The sequence below is a fragment of the bacterium genome (assembly GCA_030685015.1).
GTDB lineage: Bacteria > CAIWAD01 > CAIWAD01 > CAIWAD01 > CAIWAD01 > CAIWAD01.
Map to the genome: position 1 here is coordinate 1 of JAUXWS010000030.1, position 14,608 is coordinate 14,608.

Consider the following 14,608-nt stretch of genomic DNA (forward strand, 5'->3'; position numbering starts at 1 on the left):
GAGGCGACGCCGGACGGGGCGAGCGGGCGAGTGATCGCGAAACTCCGATGGTCAAGGTCCAGGCGGCGTAGATCCGGCCATCGTGCGGTGAAGGACGGCATGCTTAGCTGGGGAGATCCCGCCTTGGGCCTGAAAGGGCCACGCCGCGCAAGCGTCGGAGCGGTTAGTCAGCCGAGGCCGTCGTACATGCCACGAGACAGGGAAGGGCCTAACGAAGAGGAGAGTGAAAGCCCTCGACCCTCGAAGGTGCCAGGCCACAGATGTCCGGATTGTAGGAGCTCCCGCTCCTGGATAAGGGTGAAGCCCTGACAGGGGAGCAGAGTGTGGAAGCACTGACGGCGGGTAGAAATGGTGGACGCTCAGGCATGCTGGTGGCTGGCCAATGACCACCATGCGCGACCTCAACTCCTCGAACCGCCCGGTGCGGACCACATGCCGGGTGGTGTGGCAGGGGACCCCAGGGTTTCCTCCCTGGGGCCCCTATGCCGATCAGCTCGGGCATCGGGCCGCAGCTGTGTGGCGAAGCGGGCCGGGGCGGCAAGGAGGTTTCCAGCAGGGCTACCGCCAGCTCGGCGGTCCATGTGTGCAAACGGCGATCCAGTTCCGGATGCAGCCGCGCCAGACGCGCGGCGCTGCCCCGCGCCCGCCCGATGACGAGCAGGAGCTGGTTCGCCGCCACGATGTCGCCTGCCCGGACAAGCAGGCGGGTGAGGGCCCTCCGCCGGGGAAGCCAGGCGGGCCAGGCGCACAGGCTCGACGCTGCCGGCCGGCGGCCTTGCCCTCCGTCACCAGATCCCGCAGGACGGCAAGATGTTTCGACAGGGCGTGTCGGCGCCGACGAGCGCTTCGCAGTGCGCCCGCTGCGTGAGGATGGCATTGAAGAGCCGCGAGACACGGTGGGCCAGCTCCGCGCGCGTCCGCTCGACCTCGTGGGCGCGGACCGCCACGGCCCATCGGGCGTGGCGGAGGGCGGGGCGGAGGCGTCCCGTGTGGAGAGGCAGGCTGGCCACCAGATCCCCGCCCACCAGGTGCCGCGTGAGGAGGGCGGGCTCGCTGGGCGTGGCCGCGGACACAAGGCGCTGCTCACATCGATGCTCGCTGAGGGTGGTCACGGCGTGCAGGTTGGGCCAGAGGGCGGCCGTGCTCGTCCAGCTGGGATTCCGCCAGGGTGACGGCGGTCCGCGCCGCCAAGAGTCCGGGATTGGCGCGCAGCGCCAGCTCGATGGCCTGGGTCAGGTAAAGGGAATCCGGCGGGCTGCCTGGCGTGATGGGACGCTGGGCCGGCGCGTTGGGCGCCCCGGCCAGGATCATGACCATGGCTGCCGCCCGGGCAAAGGGCGGGAAAGAGCCCCGACGACGCCTGCCGATCATGTTCACCTCCATCCCCTGACGCCCTCCCTGGGAAGGGGGAGCCTCGCCGGGAATGATTGATCAGAACCCCAGCAAGGGAGCCCACACCCGCGTCCAGAGCAGGACCAGGCCCAGACCGATGAGGAAGATGGCCGTGGCGAGGCGCATCCACCGTTCAAGGGTGGTGGCCTGGGCGAAGAGGCGGCCGACGGCGCCGGCGCTCCAGGCCAGGACAATGGCGAAGAGAGCCACGGGCAGGGCCGTGCCCAGGCCATAGATGAGCGGAACCAGGATCGGTTGGCCGGAGGCCACGCCCAGCGGCAGCAAGCTGCCAAAATAGAGGGCGGCGGAGACGGGGCAGAAGGCCAGGGCGAAGAGAAGGCCCATGGGCAGGGCGCTCCACAGCCCCCAGCGTTCCCGGCGACCTTGCCAGGCTTGGTCATCCCTGCCACCGCCCAGGCTGGGAAGCGGCAGCCAGCCGAGCAGGGCCAGGCCGATCAGGACCAGCAGCGGCCCCAACAGAGGGCTGAGCACGGTCTGCAGCCAGCGCGACAGACCAGGCGCCGAGAGAATCCCGAATCCGAGCAGGGCGCCCAGGGCGACGTAGGCCAGGCTGCGCCCGGTCGCGTAGAGCAGTCCGCCTCCCAACACGCGCAGGGGCTTGGCTTCGCGGCCCAGGAAACTGATGGCGGCCAGGTTGGAAGCCAGCGGACAGGGACTGATCGCCGTGAGCAGGCCCAGCCACAAGGCGCCACCCACCCAGCCGATCGTCTCCATCACTGGCCCCCGGCCAGGAAGGCCTGGGTTTCCTGGAAGACGTACTCACGGAAGCCGACTGGATCACGCACCAATTCCCAGGTGCGGGGCAGCAGTTTCCAGCGCCCATAGGGGCCGCGATCATCCGTGAGGACCAGACAGGCGGAGACCAGGCCAAAATCCTCGGCATAATGCTCGTGGACCGGCTCATCCACGTTGAGGGAGGCGAACTGCAGGCTTCCCGCCTCGATCTGCCGCGCGAAATCCTCGCGGATGGCCCGGGCGGCCTGCTCCTCGATGGAATTGCAGGTCTCGCAGCGGAAGGTGCCGTGCAGGTAGAGCAGTTTGACCGATCCGGTCGGGCCCGCCACCGCCAGGGAATCCGCCGCCGCCAGCCTCCCGGTTTGGCGCCCCAGTTTCTGCAGGCCGAAAGCGCCCAGGCTGGCCACCACCGCCAGCAACAACAGGTTGCGTACAATCGTCTTGGTTGTCATGTCCCGTTTCCTCTCATGCGTGGGTCGTCAGCAACTGATGCAACTCGGCCACGGTCGGAACCTTGCCGCTCAGCTTGACCTGGCCGTCGATGGCGAGGGCGGGCGTGCTCATCACGCCATAGCCCAGGATCTCCGTGATGTCCGTCACTTTGACCACCTCGATCTCCAGTCCGACGCCGCGCGCCGCCTCGCTGGTCCGCTCCGCCAGCAGCTTGCACTTGGGGCAGCCGCTTCCCAGAATCTGCACTCTCATGCACCCGTCTCCTTTTGTTTCGACCACGCCAGCGCCTCGGCCGCCGTGTCGTTGACCGCGGCCATCTTCATCAGCCGGGCCGCTTGCAGCCTGTCGGGCTTGGACCTTCGATGGCATTCTCATCCATGTTCGAACCAGCCATGCGCACCAGCTTTGTCCACATCAGGCTGCCTGTGGAGGATGGGCTGGCCGCGGCCGCCTCCGGCGAGACGGCGCGCAGGATGTCCATGGGTGTACCTGCATCACGGCAGCACATCGGGCCTCCCATGTCTCGAAGTCAAGCCACGCTTCCATAGATCAGACCGGCCACGGTGGACAAAGCCACGACCAGGCCGATGAAGACGACCGTTTTCTTCGTGCCCATCACGCTGCGGATGACCAGCATGCTGGGCAGCGAAAGCGCCGGGCCGGCCAGCAGCAAGGCCAGGGCCGGCCCCTTGCCCATGCCCGATTGCAGGAGGCCTTGCATGATGGGGACCTCGGTCAGGGTGGCGAAATACATGAAGGCGCCCACCACGGAGGCGAAGAGATTGGCCCAAAGCGAATTGCCTCCCACTGATTGCTGGATCCAGGCGTTGGGAATGAGACCCTTGTCCGTTCCGTCCGGCCCGCCCAGCAAGAGGCCGGCCACCAGCACGCCACCCAGCAACAGGGGTAGGATCAGCTTGGCGTATTCCCAGCTGGAGTCCACCCAGGCGCTCAGTTCGTCCTTGCGGAACCAGGAGATCAGGGTGGCCCCCAGACCGAGGAGGAGAACCCCGGTGATCACCCATTTGACGGAGTGGATCGCGGCCCATGGTCCAGTCTCGCCCGCCATGGGCCGGCCCCAGTTGGCGAAGACGAGGATGCCCACCATGGCGGCGAAATAGAGGCCGTCCTGCCACAGGCGCCTGTCCTTGGCGTCGTCGGGGAGGATGACCGGACCCTCCGCCTGGCGCGCCTCCTCCTCCCGGCGGAAGATGACGTGCATGAGCAGGCCGATCACGACGGAGAAGACGATGGCGCCCACGGCGCGGGCAAGGCCCAGGCCGGGACCCAGGATGCGGGCGGTGAGGATGATGGCCAGGACGTTGATCGCCGGCCCGGAGTAAAGGAAGGCGGTGGCCGGACCGAGACCGGCGCCGCGCTTGTGGATGCTGGCGAAGAGCGGCAGGATCGTGCAGGAGCAGACGGCCAGGATGGTGCCCGAGACGGCGGCGACGGGATAGGCGATCCGCTTGCTGGCCTGCGGGCCGAGGTGTTTCATGACGGCGCCCTGGCTGACGAAGACACTGATGGCACCGGCGATGAGGAAGGCGGGGATGAGGCAGAGGAGCACGTGCTCCTGGGCGTACCACCTCACCAGCGCGAAGCTTTCCCGCAGGGCGCTCCACAGGCGCTCGCTCTCCACCGGCAGGAACCAGCAACCGGCGAAGACGAGCAGGATGAGGAGCAGCTTGGTGCGCTCTTTCACGTGGCGGAACCCCCAACTCTTTAGTGCCAAGGTGGCCACCTTGGCAACATTCAAGCAATAAACAAGGCTACCGCAGTTCGTGCAGAACCTGGGTCGCGCAGGAGAAGAAGTTGAGCACGCAAGGCGTGAGCAGCCGGTAGTAGACGGTTGTCCCCTCGCGCCGGTCCTGGACGATGCCGTGGGCGCGCAGCAAGGCCAGGTGCTTGGAGACGGTGGTGCGGTCACAGCCAAGCAGTCCGGTCAATTCACCCACCGAGCATTCGCCATGGGAGAGGCGGTCCACGATCATCAAGCGGCTCTCATTGGCCAGGGCTTTCAGCACCACGGCCTGTTGCCGGAAGACATTGCTGGCGCAAGCCGTCACGGATACCTCCAAATTGGCGGCCAATATGTGGCAAGGTGGCCATATAATCAAGTGGGCACGATGATGGGGGCTGGGTCAATGCCGGCAGCGGCCATCCACCAGGTGCAGGCGCTGCCTGCCGATGGTCGCGGCCTCCGGACTGTGGGTGACCATGATGACCGTGCGACCCTCCTGCTGGTTGAGAGCCTTCAGGATGCCCAGCACCTCGCGACTGAGGGCGGGGTCCAGATTGCCCGTGGGTTCGTCGGCCAGGATGACCTCGGGGTCATTGACCAGGGCGCGGGCAATGGCCACGCGCTGCTGCTGCCCCACGGACAGCTCGCGCGGCAGGTGCTCGGCCCGGTCGCCCAATCCCAACTGGTCCAGCAGGCCGAGCGCCCGCTGCTCGGTGGCGGTTCTGCCCTTCCGACCATTGGCCAGCAGCATGGGCACCATCACGTTCTGCAGGGCGCTCAGGTAGGGCACCAGGTGAAAGCTCTGCAGCACGAAGCCCACGTTCCGGTTGCGGAAGTGAGCCAGCTTCCGGCTTCCCGAGAAAGCCAGCTCCTCGCCCTTGAAGCGGATGCTGCCGGAGCTTGGCCGGATCATCCCGCCCAGGGTCAGCAGCAGGGTCGTCTTGCCGGAGCCGGATGGCCCCGTGATGGTCATCAGCTCGCCGGCCTCGATCGTGAGGGAGATCTCGTCCAGCGCTTTCACCAGCCCTCGCCGGCTGGTGTAGGTCTTGTTGATTCGTTCCAGTGTGAACACGATCAAAGCTCCTGCAGGATGCTGGCGGGATCCAGGCGCGCCGCGCGACGGGTGGGACACCAGCTGCCCAGCAGCGAGATGAGGACGGAAAGGCCCAGCGCGAGCGGCAGCAGGGACCAGACCGGATCCACCCGCAGCTTGGCCAGTTCCGGTCCGATGACCATGGCCGCGCCCGTGCCCAGCACGAAGCCGCAGAGGCCTCCCAGCAGCCCCAACACCGTGGCCTTGCCCATGAAGAGCCGGTAGATGACGCGGCGTGGGGCGCCCAGGGTGAGCAGGGTGCCGATCTCGCGGCGCCGCTCCTCCACATTGGACCACATGTAGTTGGCGATGGTCAGCGAGCCCACCAGGCCGATCAGCACCAGCAGCAGGCGGGACACGCTGGCCATCAACCGGTTGGTCTCGACCTGGGTGCTGACGATCTGCCCGATGGTGGTGATGCGCGTGTCCGGCAGGATGTTGCGCAGCTTGCCGAGCAGCCCGTCGGAGATGGCCGAGCAGCAGCCCATGATCTCCACGGCGCTCACCTGTCCCTGGATGCCGAGCAGGGCCTGCACCTCGTGCAGGTGGGCGAAGACGCGGCTGTCGTCCACCGTGCCCGTTGCCGCGATCACCCGGGCCACCGTGAAGGAGCGGCCTTCCAGCGTCAAGCTGCCGCCCTCCTGCAGGGCCAGGCGTTCCGCCACGGTCGCTCCCGCCAGGACCTCGTCCGGACCGAGGGACTCCACCGATTTGCGCTGCAGTCTCTCGTCCAGCAGGGCGCTGGGCTTGGTGATTTCCGGGCTGGTGCCGCAAGTGGCGGCCAGCTCGCTGCCGCTGATGCCGGAACTCTGCCAGATGGGCTTGGCCGCCAGCTCGTTGGCGGGCAGGATGCCGGTGAGGATGACCGCCTGGCCGTCCACCTTGATGCGCCGGGTGAGCTTGGGCGAGAGATTGTCCACGCCGGGCAGGGCGGAGGTGGCGATGCGCTCCACATATTCCTCGGGGAAGGTGGGGGCGTCGATGTCCGCCGCGTAGTAGTCGTCCACGCTGGCCGCCTGGGGCAGCACCAGGATGTTGGCGCCCAGGTTGTCCAGCTTGAGTTGCACCGCCCGCTCGGAGACCGCCGAGACCGATTTGAGCCCGACGATCATGGCGATGCCCAGGGTGATGGCCAGCAAGCCGGAGAGGAGCCGCGACTTGCGCAGCAAGAGCTCCTTCCAGAGGATCGTGTTCAGCGTCATGCCGGGCTACTTCGCGGGACCGCAGGAGGAGGCGCCGCCCTGGACGGAGGGCGGACAGCAGCCGCCCGCCTTCTTGGAGGCGTCCTGCACCAGCTTGGCCACGTCCACGTCGCTCCCGTAGCTTCCCGTCACCTGACCCTGGGCGTTGACCACCAGGGTCACGGGCGTGGTCGAGTCGCGGTCGATCTTGAGTTGATCCAGGAAGGCGCGCTCCCGGGGGTCATCCAGATCCACCTTGACCGTGACGGGTTTGCCCTGCAACTGGCTGCAGGCCGTTTCGCAGGCGCTCATGGCCTTGGGCACATCCCTCATGCCCTTGCGGCTGGCCACCACATAGACCGGCTGCTTGTCCTGGACGGCCTTGAGAATGGAGGCCTTGGCCGGGCTGGGCACCATGGCCGACAGGTTGTCGGCGCTTGCTTTGGCCGCCTCGACTCCTCCGGCCACCACACCGTTGCGCCCGGCCACCAGGATCAGCGGCACCGGGGCCGTCGCCACGCGCAGCTTCGCCACCAGCGCGGCGTTGGCCGGATCCTGGCGGTCCACCTCCACCATGATGGAATTGGCGGTCTGCTACATGGCCGTCTGGATGGTCTCGCGGGCGCCGTCCAGTCCCTGCGTGCCGGCGTCCTTGATCAAGAGGAAGGCCGCCTGGCCCTTCCGGGCCGCCTTGTCCAACTCCGCCAGGGGCGCCGCGAGCAGGGAAGCCGTCAGCAGGAGGACTGCCGCCAGGGCGAGTCCGGTCGTGCGCGTGGTCATGGGGTCCTCCGGGGTGTGGCCTCGATCCTTTGGGAATCGCGGCGGGAAAGGTCCACTCAGCGGGGGCAGCAGCCCCCTGTCGTTTTCAAATCAAGCAGGCGCTGGCCGTCAGCGGCCGCCTCGGGCACCAGGGACCGGCTTTGGAGCAAGGCCGGCAGCAGGAGACGGGGGCCGACCGACCCGTCATTTGCCAGCCGGTAGTAGCGCCAGAGGCCACTGCGCCGCATCTGCACGAGCCCGGCGCGACTCAGGTAGCCCAGGTGCTGGGAAACCTTGGCCTGCGGCAGCATCAGGGCCCGTACGATGTCGCCCACGCACATTTCGCCCTCGGCCAGCAGGAACAGGATCCGGAGCCTTATTCTCTCGCTCAAGGCGCGGAAGATCCGTTCGAGAGGTTGTTCGGCGGGATCCTGTCTTGAATTCATGCGGGCGAATATAGAGCTTTGCCCCAGCTTGTCAAGCATCAAACATGGAGGCGCCGGGTGATCCCCACCCGTCCATCCCAGGCTCAGCAGGGGGAGTTGGCCGCCGACCGGCGCGGACGGCCCGTCGCGCGCCTGGGCCGGCCCTGCCTGCCCCTCCTCTGCGTGCTGCTGGCCTGCGCGCCGGATCGGGAAGAGCGCGTGCCGCTGGACTTCACCCAGCTGGATGCCGTGGTGGAAGCCGCCCCGACGGACTTGGTGCTGCGGGTGGCGGTCTCCGCCATGACCAGTCCCCAGGAGACCTTCCACCTGTACAATGACCTGATGGACCACATCGGAAAGCGCACGGGGCGTCGCATCCAGTTCGTGCAGCGCCGGACCTATGCCGAGGTGAACGACCTGCTCCTGCGCGACGAGCTGGACCTGGCCTTCATCTGCACCGGGGCCTGGGTGGATCTGGAACCCAGCGGACAGGTGGAGCTGCTGGCCGTGCCCCAGATCCGCGGCCAGGCCACCTATCGAAGCTACCTGGTGGTACCGCGGGATTCCCCCGCCGCGGCCCTGCAGGATTTCTCCCGGGCCCGCTTCGCCTTCACGGACAGCCTGTCACTCACCGGCTGCTGGCACGTGCGGGACGCGCTGGCCCGGCGGGGCCTGCGTCCGGAGGTCTATTTCAGCACCTGGTCTACACCCATGGCCATGACCGCTCCATCCGGGCCGTGGCGGAAGGTCTGGTGGACGGTGCCTGCGTGGACGGGTTGATCTACGACTACCTCCTGTGGCGCGCCCCCGCCTCCGTCGCCGGTCTGCGGGTGGCGGAGCGCAGCGCACCCTTTGGCATGCCGCCGCTGGTGGTGCCCGCCCGGCTGGACCCCCGCCTGCGACGGCAGCTGGCGGACGTGCTCTTCCACATGCACGAGGAGGAGGGGGGACGGCGCCTGCTGGACTCCCTGCTCATCGACCGCTTCATCCCGGCCGCGGACACGCTCTACCGCTCGGTGCGCGGCCTGCGCCTCCACCGGCTGCAGCCATGAACGGGGGAGAACTCCGCCTCGCCCGGGGTCCGTTGTGGTGGTACAGCCGGCGCTTCCCTGTGCCCATCCGCGTCAAGCTGCTGGTGCCCATGCTGGGTCTGATCCTGGTGTTCGGTGTTGTCCACGTGCTGGTCATCAACCGGCTGGTCTTCCATTCCCTGGAGCGTGAATACATCCGCAACAGCGTGGTGGCGGCCCGCGTGCTGTCCGCCCGCCTGGAGGAGGCTCTGCTTTACGGGGACCGCAACGAGGTGATCACCCAGCTGTGGGAGTGGAAACAGCTGGATGCGGAGCATGCCTACGCCTTCATCGTGGACAGCCGGGAACGGGTGACGGCCTCCACCTTTCCCCGGGAACTGCCCCGGGGGCTGGCCGCCCTCCAGTCGCCGGGCAACGGGAAGCCGGCCGTTCGGCGGATCCTGGACCGGCGCGAGCCGCTCATCGACGTGGCCATTCCTCTGGTGCAGGGCGGCGCTGGATGGCTGCGCCTGGGTTTCCGCGAGGATCCCGTCGTGCTGCCGGCCCGGCGCGTGGCCTGGTTGGCCTTGTCGATGGTGGGCGTGTTCGTGCTGCTGGGCCTGGCGGGGGCTTGGGTCTTCAGTCACCTGTTCACCGCCCCCATCGGCCAGCTGTTGGAGAGAACGGCCGCGGTCAACCTGGACGGCCCGCCTGTGCGGCTGGATCTGCGGACGGGGGACGAATGGCAGGAGCTGGCCACCGCCTTCGAGGGCATGACCGATCGCCTGCAGGACAGCCACCGCGAGCTGGCCCAGGCCATCCGCCGGGCCTCGGAGGCGGAGCGCATGGCCTCGCTGGGCCTGATGGCAGCCGGCGTGGCCCACGAGATCTCCAATCCGGTGGCGGGCGTCGAACTGGGCCTGAAGCGCATCGAGAAACGGCCCGAGGACGTGGCGCAGATGGCCAAGTACCTGCCACGCATGCTGAACAGCATCGCCCATGTGCAGGAGATCGTGCGCGAGATGCTGGCCTTCGCCCGGCCCGACCAGCCCGCCCTGGGGTTGGTGGATCCGCGGGAGCTGATCAACCAGACCTTGATCCTGCTCGCCCATCGCCTGGAGGAGGGGCGCGTCACGCTGACCCAGGAGCACGAGGGGGGCGACCTGCGCCTGATGGCGGATCCCCAGCAACTGCGGCAGGTGCTGGTCAACCTGCTGGGCAACGCCCTGGACGCCATGCCGGAGGGCGGCTCCCTCCTCCTGGGCACCCGGCGACGGGGCTCCGAGCTGGAGATCCGCATCCGCGACTCGGGGAGCGGCATGTCCCCCGCCGTGCTGGAGCGCATGTGGGAGCCCTTCTTCACCACCAAGCCGGTGGGCCGCGGCACGGGCCTGGGGCTGGCCGTGACTCGTACCCTGGTGGCCCGCCACCAGGGCCGCATCGAGGTGGAGAGCCGGGTGGGCCTGGGCACGACCTTCACTCTGTCATTTCCCTTGGAGGGGCCGCGTGAACCGCTTGCTGCTGATTGAGGACGAGGAAAGCCTGCGCACGGCCCTGGCCGACGACCTGCGCGAGGAGGGATTCCAGGTGGAGGAGGCGGGCAGCGGGGAGGAGGCGCTCGCCCTCGCCTCCCGGACCAGGTTCCAGGCGGTGGTCACCGACCTGAACCTGCCCGGCGAGCTGAGCGGCCTGGACCTGGTGGAGCGGTTGAAGGGGGAGGATCCGGCCTGCGCCCTGATCATGATCACGGCCTATGGTTCGGTCAAGACGGCCGTGGAGGCCATGAAACGGGGGGCGGACGACTACCTGACCAAGCCCTTCCAGCCCGAGGAGCTGATCCTCGTCCTGCGTCGCGCCCTCAAGCTGGCGCAGCTGGAGGAGGAGAACGCCGGTCTGCGGCGCCGCCTGGGGGAGGAAACCCGTTTCGACCGCTTCGTGGGCGTCTCCCCCCAGGCGCGGCAGATCCGCCAGCTGCTGCAGGTGATCGCCCCCACCGAGGAGGTGGTGCTGATCGAGGGCGAGACGGGCACGGGCAAGGAGCTGGTGGCCCAGGCCATCCACGAGCACTCGCCCCGGCGGGCAGGGCCCTATGTGGCGGTCAGTTGCGCCTCGCTGTCCGATGGCCTGCTGGAAAGCGAGCTGTTCGGGCATGAGAAGGGCGCTTTCACCGGGGCCGTGCAGCGCAAGGTCGGCCGCATTGAAAGCGCCGCGGGCGGTACCCTGCTGCTGGACGAGGTGGACGACACTCCGCTGGCCCTGCAGGTCAAGCTGCTGCGTCTGTTGCAGGAGAGGGAGTTCCAGCGGGTCGGCAGCTCGCAGACCCTGCGCGCCGACGTGCGCGTGCTGGCCGCCACCAAGCGGGACCTGTCGGAGCTGGTGGAGGCGGGGCGCTTCCGCGGCGACCTCTTTTACCGGCTGCAAGTCATTCCCGTCCACCTGCCGCCCCTGCGCCGTCGTTCCGAGGACGTGCCCGTGCTCCTCGACTTCTTCATGGACAAGCACGCCGCCGGGGCGCCCAAACCTGTCCTTGGCCCGGCCGCCCTGACCCGCCTCACCTCCTACAGCTGGCCGGGCAACGTGCGTCAGTTGGAGAACCTCGTCCGCCGCCTGCTCGTCCTCTCTTCGGGCGGATCCGTGACGGAGGACATGTTGCCGATGGAGGTGGCGACCGCCTCCTTCCCCGGTCCACCCGAGGGCGAGATCCTGGACTTCCGCCAGCGCATGAGCGACTTCGAGCGAAGCCTGCTGGAGACCGCCCTGGCGCAGGCCGGAGGGAACAAGACGCAGGCCGCCGAGCGCCTGGGGATGAGGCCCAGCACCTTCCGCGATCGATTGGGCCGCCATTTCCCGGATCTTTGACCCGTGAGAGGAGGGGAGCCTGCATGATGCGAGAACCTTGGAATGTTCTGATGGCGATCCTGCTGCTGGCCATCCCGGCCGCGGCCCGCAGCCTGCTGGTCTACGCCGGAGCCGCCGCCAAGCCGCCCCTCGAGGAGATCGCCCGCGCCTACGAGGAGGAGTGCGGCGTGCGCGTCGATCTCGTCCTGGGGGGCTCCGGCCACGTCCTGGCTCAGATGCGGCTGACCGGGCGGGGCGATCTCTATCTCCCCGGCTCCTCGGATTACATGGAGCTGGCCAAGCGCCAGGGACTGGTGCGCCCGGAAACGGAGCGGCCGGTGGTCTACCTGGTGCCCGCCATCAACGTGCGCAAGGGAAATCCCCGTGGGATCCGCACCCTGCACGACCTGACGCGGCCCGGACTGCGCGTCGCCATCGCCAATCCGGAGGGCGTCTGCCTGGGGGCCTATGCGGTGGAGATCGTGACGGGCCAGCTGGACGCGGCCGGACAAGCCGCCTTCCGGCGCAACCTGGTCAACTACACCGAATCCTGCGAGAAGACGGCCACGGCCATCTCCCTGGGCATGGTGGACGCCGTCCTGGGCTGGAGCGTCTTCCAGCACTGGGACTCCACGCGGATCGAGTCCCTTCCCCTGGATCCCGGGCAGGTGGCGCGGGTGGGAACCATACCCATCGCCCTCTCCACCTGCACGCGCGACGCCGCCGCGGCGCAGCGCTTCCTCGATTTCGTGACGGGACCGGCGGGGCGGGAGATCTTCGCCCGCCACCGCTACTTCGCCACACCGGAGGCGGCCTTTCGCTGGCTGGGGGCGGTCAGGCCGGTGGGAGGCGAGTTCGCGGTGCCGGCCGACTGGCTGGCACCATGACCGGGCGGCGCCCCACCATCCTGGCCGCCCTGGCCGTGCTGGGCATCTACGGCGCCCTGCTCCTCTCCCTGGCCTGGTTCGTCGAGCCGGCCGCCCTGGGAGCCATGCTGACCAGCCCGCGCGTCTGGTTCTCCCTGCGCCTCTCACTCGCGGCGGCCACCCTGGCCAGCGCGCTGGCTCTCCTGCTGGCCCTTCCCGCCGCCTATGCCCTCTCCCGCCACCGCTTCCGCGGGCAGGGGGCGGTGGAGACCGTGCTCGAGTTTCCCCTCATCGTCTCCCCGGCGGCCCTGGGCGCCGCCCTGCTCATTTTCTTCGCCAACCCGCTGGGCGCCTGGTTGCAGGAACACACCCTCCATGTCGTCTTCACCTTCGCCGGCGTCGTGTTGGCCCAGTTCGTCACCATCCTCGGCGTGGCCGTGCGCATGCTCAAGGTCGCCTTCGACGAGGTGCCGCCCGAGCTGGAGACGGTGGCGCGCAGCCTGGGCGCCTGTCCGCGTCATATCTTTCGCACGGTGACCCTCCCCCTGGCCCGGCGCGGCCTGGTGGCCTCCCTTGTCCTGGTCTGGGCCAAGGCCCTGGGCGAATTCGGGGCGACCCTGATGGTGGCCGGATCCATGGCCATGCGCACCGAGACCCTGCCCATCGCCATTTTCATGCGCCTCTCGACGGCGGACATCGAGGGCACGGTCGCCCTCATCCTGCTCCTGGTCTGCCTGGGCCTGGGCGCCCTTCACATGGCGCGGCGCCTGCTGAGGAGTCCGGGCCATGCTTGAGATCGACGGCCTGGAAGTGCGGTCGGGAGACTTCGTCCTGCGGGACATCCACCTGCGGGTCGAGGAGGGAAGCTGTCATGCCGTGCTGGGCCCCTCCGGCAGCGGCAAGAGCACGCTGATCCGGGCGCTGCTGGGCGCCCTGCCCGTCGACCGGGGCGCCATCCGCCTGGCCGGGGCCGAATTGGGGCGTCGGCCCATGGAGGAGCGCCGCTTGGGCTATGTGCCGCAGCAGCTGGGCCTCTTCCCCCACCTCACGGTGCGCGACAACCTGCTCTTCGGCCTGCGCGCCCAGGGGCTGCCCCTCGCCCCGGCCAAGCCCCACGTGGACCGCCTGATCGAGATCACGGGAATCGGCGCCCTGCTTGAGCGCCGTCCCGACACGCTCTCCGGCGGCGAGCGCCAGCGCGTGGCGCTGGCCCGCGCCCTGGCCCCCCAGCCACGCGCCGTGCTGCTGGACGAGCCCTTCAGCGCCCTCGACACCAGCTTGCGCCGCGAGCTGGGCCGCCTGGTGATGGACCTGCAGGAGCGCCAGGGATTGACCGTCCTCCTTGTCACCCATGACCTGGAGGAGGCCTTCCTGTTGGCCGACCAGGTGACCGTCCTGATCGAAGGAAGGCAGGAGCAAAGTGGCGTGAAGGGACAGGTCTACCGCCAGCCGGCCAGCTTGGCCGTGGCGCGTTTCCTGGGCTTGCGCAACCTCTACGAGGCCCGCGTGCTGTCCGCCGGTGACGGCCGGATGCGGGCGGCCTGTCCCGCCCTGGGCACGGAGCTGCAGCTGGCGCAAGGACAGGCCGATGGGCGACCCGCCCCGGCGCCGGGCGCCATCATTCTTCTGGGCATCCGTCCCGAACAGGTGAACCTGCGCGACGAGGACCATCCAGCGCGAGGAGAGGAATGTGTGCTGGTCGGACGCGTCCACCTGCTGGATCGCGGCGAGAGCGTCCTGCTCTCCTTCATCGACGAGCGCGCCGGCACGGCGGTGGAGGTGGTGGCCTCCCATCGGCTGGTGGAGCGTTTCGCCCTGCACGACGGGGCGGGCCCGGTTCGCATCGGGATTGATCCGGCCTCTCTCTTCTGGGTGCCCCGCCCCTGAGGGGGACCCAGCCCGCCCCTCCCGACCCGGATCCGGCGTCCGGCATCTCCCCACGGAAATCCGCGCCCATCCACGAAGAACCGTGCCTCGTGGCCACGACATTGGCTGAAAACAATTGATGGGCAATGGAAAGACCTTGGCACGGCATGTGCCTTGTCAGGGCCCATGGCCAGATGGCTCCCTTCTCCAAAGAAGGGGGCCGAT

The 14,608-nt window shown here is 68.6% G+C and carries 18 protein-coding genes and 1 pseudogene; 6 read left to right on the forward strand and 13 right to left on the reverse strand.

Annotated features, from left to right (window positions below):
- Positions 1 to 785 precede the first annotated feature (785 nt).
- From Q8O14_03400 to Q8O14_03460, 13 genes are all read right to left on the reverse strand, one after another.
- Positions 786 to 1,073 carry a hypothetical protein gene (locus Q8O14_03400; GenBank protein MDP2359787.1) on the reverse strand — a complete coding sequence of 96 codons (288 nt, stop codon included), beginning with the start codon at positions 1,071 to 1,073 and terminating at the stop codon, positions 786 to 788.
- Positions 1,074 to 1,083: 10 nt separating this feature from the next.
- A complete protein-coding gene (locus tag Q8O14_03405; GenBank protein MDP2359788.1) occupies positions 1,084 to 1,371 on the reverse strand; it encodes a hypothetical protein in 288 nt (95 codons plus the stop codon).
- 60 nt (positions 1,372 to 1,431) lie between these two features.
- Positions 1,432 to 2,127 (reverse strand): aromatic aminobenezylarsenical efflux permease ArsG family transporter, encoded by a 696-nt coding sequence (locus Q8O14_03410; GenBank protein ID MDP2359789.1) that lies wholly within the window; start codon positions 2,125 to 2,127, stop codon positions 1,432 to 1,434.
- The gene (locus tag Q8O14_03415; GenBank protein MDP2359790.1) at positions 2,127 to 2,600 is read right to left on the reverse strand and encodes a nitrophenyl compound nitroreductase subunit ArsF family protein; all 474 of its coding nucleotides are present in this window, start codon (positions 2,598 to 2,600) and stop codon (positions 2,127 to 2,129) included. Before Q8O14_03415 ends, Q8O14_03410 begins: the two co-directional genes overlap by 1 nt.
- A gap of 13 nt (positions 2,601 to 2,613) precedes the next feature.
- Positions 2,614 to 2,853, reverse strand: coding sequence for a thioredoxin family protein (locus Q8O14_03420; protein MDP2359791.1), 240 nt, complete (start codon positions 2,851 to 2,853; stop codon positions 2,614 to 2,616).
- Positions 2,854 to 2,923: 70 nt separating this feature from the next.
- Positions 2,924 to 3,082: a hypothetical protein gene (locus Q8O14_03425; protein ID MDP2359792.1), complete on the reverse strand. Its 159-nt coding sequence runs from the start codon at positions 3,080 to 3,082 to the stop codon at positions 2,924 to 2,926.
- A 48-nt stretch (positions 3,083 to 3,130) separates the two neighbouring features.
- Positions 3,131 to 4,306, reverse strand: coding sequence for a permease (locus tag Q8O14_03430; protein MDP2359793.1), 1,176 nt, complete (start codon positions 4,304 to 4,306; stop codon positions 3,131 to 3,133).
- Between the two features lie 67 nt (positions 4,307 to 4,373).
- Entirely contained in the window at positions 4,374 to 4,670 is a 297-nt protein-coding gene (locus Q8O14_03435) for a metalloregulator ArsR/SmtB family transcription factor (GenBank protein ID MDP2359794.1), read from the reverse strand.
- Positions 4,671 to 4,745: 75 nt separating this feature from the next.
- A complete protein-coding gene (locus Q8O14_03440; GenBank protein MDP2359795.1) occupies positions 4,746 to 5,417 on the reverse strand; it encodes an ABC transporter ATP-binding protein in 672 nt (223 codons plus the stop codon).
- A gap of 2 nt (positions 5,418 to 5,419) precedes the next feature.
- A complete protein-coding gene (locus tag Q8O14_03445) occupies positions 5,420 to 6,640 on the reverse strand; it encodes an ABC transporter permease (protein ID MDP2359796.1) in 1,221 nt (406 codons plus the stop codon).
- Positions 6,641 to 6,646: 6 nt separating this feature from the next.
- Complete coding sequence (locus tag Q8O14_03450) at positions 6,647 to 7,195, reverse strand: hypothetical protein (GenBank protein MDP2359797.1); 549 nt, start codon at positions 7,193 to 7,195, stop codon at positions 6,647 to 6,649.
- Positions 7,196 to 7,213: 18 nt separating this feature from the next.
- Complete coding sequence (locus Q8O14_03455) at positions 7,214 to 7,399, reverse strand: hypothetical protein (protein MDP2359798.1); 186 nt, start codon at positions 7,397 to 7,399, stop codon at positions 7,214 to 7,216.
- A 56-nt stretch (positions 7,400 to 7,455) separates the two neighbouring features.
- Entirely contained in the window at positions 7,456 to 7,863 is a 408-nt protein-coding gene (locus tag Q8O14_03460; protein MDP2359799.1) for a metalloregulator ArsR/SmtB family transcription factor, read from the reverse strand.
- 282 nt (positions 7,864 to 8,145) lie between these two features.
- Between Q8O14_03460 and Q8O14_03465 the strand changes: the two are divergent.
- From Q8O14_03465 to Q8O14_03490, 6 genes and pseudogenes are all read left to right on the forward strand, one after another.
- Positions 8,146 to 8,855 (forward strand): annotated as a pseudogene (locus tag Q8O14_03465) (PhnD/SsuA/transferrin family substrate-binding protein).
- Entirely contained in the window at positions 8,852 to 10,342 is a 1,491-nt protein-coding gene (locus Q8O14_03470; protein ID MDP2359800.1) for an ATP-binding protein, read from the forward strand. The pseudogene Q8O14_03465 and the gene Q8O14_03470 overlap by 4 nt, the downstream one beginning before the upstream one ends.
- Positions 10,320 to 11,672 carry a sigma-54 dependent transcriptional regulator gene (locus Q8O14_03475; GenBank protein MDP2359801.1) on the forward strand — a complete coding sequence of 451 codons (1,353 nt, stop codon included), beginning with the start codon at positions 10,320 to 10,322 and terminating at the stop codon, positions 11,670 to 11,672. The genes Q8O14_03470 and Q8O14_03475 overlap by 23 nt, the downstream gene beginning before the upstream one ends.
- 23 nt (positions 11,673 to 11,695) lie before the next feature.
- Complete coding sequence (locus Q8O14_03480; protein MDP2359802.1) at positions 11,696 to 12,538, forward strand: substrate-binding domain-containing protein; 843 nt, start codon at positions 11,696 to 11,698, stop codon at positions 12,536 to 12,538.
- Positions 12,535 to 13,311, forward strand: coding sequence for an ABC transporter permease subunit (locus Q8O14_03485; protein MDP2359803.1), 777 nt, complete (start codon positions 12,535 to 12,537; stop codon positions 13,309 to 13,311). The genes Q8O14_03480 and Q8O14_03485 overlap by 4 nt, the downstream gene beginning before the upstream one ends.
- Complete coding sequence (locus tag Q8O14_03490) at positions 13,304 to 14,404, forward strand: ABC transporter ATP-binding protein (GenBank protein ID MDP2359804.1); 1,101 nt, start codon at positions 13,304 to 13,306, stop codon at positions 14,402 to 14,404. Before Q8O14_03485 ends, Q8O14_03490 begins: the two co-directional genes overlap by 8 nt.
- Positions 14,405 to 14,608: the final 204 nt, after the last annotated feature.

Bases quoted from the DNA above. Each gene is read 5' to 3' on its own strand.
- Q8O14_03405 (MDP2359788.1), bottom strand. From the start codon at position 1,371: ATGATCGGCAGGCGTCGTCGGGGCTCTTTCCCGCCCTTTGCCCGGGCG.
- Q8O14_03410 (MDP2359789.1), bottom strand. From the start codon at position 2,127: ATGGAGACGATCGGCTGGGTGGGTGGCGCCTTGTGGCTGGGCCTGCTC.
- Q8O14_03415 (MDP2359790.1), bottom strand. From the start codon at position 2,600: ATGACAACCAAGACGATTGTACGCAACCTGTTGTTGCTGGCGGTGGTG.
- Q8O14_03420 (MDP2359791.1), bottom strand. From the start codon at position 2,853: ATGAGAGTGCAGATTCTGGGAAGCGGCTGCCCCAAGTGCAAGCTGCTG.
- Q8O14_03425 (MDP2359792.1), bottom strand. From the start codon at position 3,082: ATGGACATCCTGCGCGCCGTCTCGCCGGAGGCGGCCGCGGCCAGCCCA.
- Q8O14_03445 (MDP2359796.1), bottom strand. From the start codon at position 6,640: ATGACGCTGAACACGATCCTCTGGAAGGAGCTCTTGCTGCGCAAGTCG.
- Q8O14_03450 (MDP2359797.1), bottom strand. From the start codon at position 7,195: ATGGTGGAGGTGGACCGCCAGGATCCGGCCAACGCCGCGCTGGTGGCG.
- Q8O14_03455 (MDP2359798.1), bottom strand. From the start codon at position 7,399: ATGACCACGCGCACGACCGGACTCGCCCTGGCGGCAGTCCTCCTGCTG.
- Q8O14_03460 (MDP2359799.1), bottom strand. From the start codon at position 7,863: ATGCTTGACAAGCTGGGGCAAAGCTCTATATTCGCCCGCATGAATTCA.
- Q8O14_03470 (MDP2359800.1), top strand. From the start codon at position 8,852: ATGAACGGGGGAGAACTCCGCCTCGCCCGGGGTCCGTTGTGGTGGTAC.
- Q8O14_03480 (MDP2359802.1), top strand. From the start codon at position 11,696: ATGATGCGAGAACCTTGGAATGTTCTGATGGCGATCCTGCTGCTGGCC.
- Q8O14_03485 (MDP2359803.1), top strand. From the start codon at position 12,535: ATGACCGGGCGGCGCCCCACCATCCTGGCCGCCCTGGCCGTGCTGGGC.
- Q8O14_03490 (MDP2359804.1), top strand. From the start codon at position 13,304: ATGCTTGAGATCGACGGCCTGGAAGTGCGGTCGGGAGACTTCGTCCTG.